The sequence below is a fragment of the Bifidobacterium simiiventris genome, from assembly GCF_019331715.1.
Taxonomy (GTDB): Bacteria; Actinomycetota; Actinomycetes; order Actinomycetales; family Bifidobacteriaceae; genus Bifidobacterium; species Bifidobacterium simiiventris.
The window spans coordinates 1-1,634 of sequence record NZ_JAHBBG010000028.1; the positions used below are offsets into that span (position 1 = coordinate 1).

At 67.7% G+C, this 1,634-nt stretch carries 1 protein-coding gene; it reads right to left on the minus strand.

Translation table 11 applies throughout. The features are described 5' to 3' along the window. Positions 1–1,559 (minus strand): UPF0236 family transposase-like protein (locus tag KIH76_RS11455; protein ID WP_219070779.1); only part of this gene is annotated, 1,559 nt, incomplete at its 3' end. Positions 1,560–1,634: the final 75 nt, after the last annotated feature.

Below are 1,634 nucleotides of genomic sequence, written 5' to 3' on the forward strand. Positions count from 1 at the left end.
GTGCCTCGTCGGATGGCTCGTTTGCGGTTGCCGGCCGTGGCGACGCGTGCCTGTTTGCCGGTCGTGCCGTTGCCGTCGTGCAGGCGGTTGGCTTGCGTGGCGGTCAGCGGGGGTTTGAGCTGGTATTGCTCGGTCTGTTCGAGCGTGACATGGGTCGTGGGACGCTTGTCCGCGGGAGCGCATGGCGCGGGCGCGAGGGTGAGCCGGCCGGTGCCGGCCAGGCTCGAGCGGCAGCGGACCATGCTGTCGAGTCCCGTCACGCTCCATGCGAGCCCGGTGTGTTTGGTGCGCGCGCAGACCACGTGCGCGTTCGTGGCCTCCATCGTGCCCAGCGAGGCATCGGTGATTCTCGTCCGGTTGGACGCGATGTACTTGTACAGTTCGGTCAGTTTGCCCATGGTCGCGGCGAACCGGTCGTTCTCGCGGCCGGCGCATTCGTGCGCTGCGACGCTCATCCAGTCGGCCATGGTCTTGAGCGCGAGGTCGGGGCGGATCGCGTCGATGGCCTTGAGGATCGGCGTGACGAGGGGTTCGGGCGCGAGTTTGCGGGTCTTGTCGTTCAGGTGCCAGCGGTCCATGACTCCCGCCGCGTCGGCCTTGACGAGTTCGCCGATGTCCCGGTAGGCCTTCTCCCCGTCGCATCCCCAGTACGCGCGTTTCACGTCGCTCAGGTCCCATTTCATGTTGACGAGCCCGGCGAGCCGGTCCGCGAACGTGATCCCGTCCTCGACGGCCGCGTACACGAGCACGTTGCGGCACCGGTTGGACGCCGTCCCGCCGTCCGCTCCCGTGACGGGCGTCTTGCCCTCGTACGCCTTCGCGTCGCGTACCTGCGCCCATCTGGGCGTGTTCGCCTTCTTCATGGCCCGGGTGCGCTGCAGATGGCAGTACACGCCGTCGGCCTCCATGAACAATGTCCCGGTCTTCTCCTCGCCGACGATCTCGCCGCCCAGCCAACGCCTGCTGGCCTCCTCGGCCCGGGCCATGAGCGGCGCGGCGCATGTTTCGATCGCGTCCTTGACCGCGGCCGGGCTCAACGTCTCGCGGGAGAACACGGCCACGTGCGCGGCCGCGGGACGATACGCCTGATCGCACGCCATCGACGCGACGAACGCCTTCAGACCCCGGCTCGCCTTCTCGCGCGGCATGCATATCCCCGTGTCCTCGAACAGCAGATACCGGGGCCTGCCGTCCGTATCCCGGTAGCGGCGCACGCGGAACTCGACCGTGCCCGCGATCGTCAGCAGCCGTTTCGCGTCGCGTCCGATCACCTTCAACGAACGATCACGCGAGGCGAAGATCTCGTCGTCGCGCGCGCTCAGACGCGCGCCCAACGCGGTCAGGGACAAGCGCGTGAACGGCGCGACCGCACGCGATTCGAGATCCAACGCGTCCGACGCCTCGCCGACCGCCCCGCCGGACTCGCGCCACGCGTCCGCCAAGCCACGCACCATCACCGCGAGCATTTCCTCGTCACCGGCGAACGCGCGCTCCAGGCAACGCCACGCACGCGCATGCTGCTGACTCATCGACACACTAACACTGCTACCCTTGACCACGGAGGCTCCTTCGCTAGAACGGTTAGGTTTAAGGCACCACCCATTCTGCCTAGAAGCCTCTCGTCATACCAACCC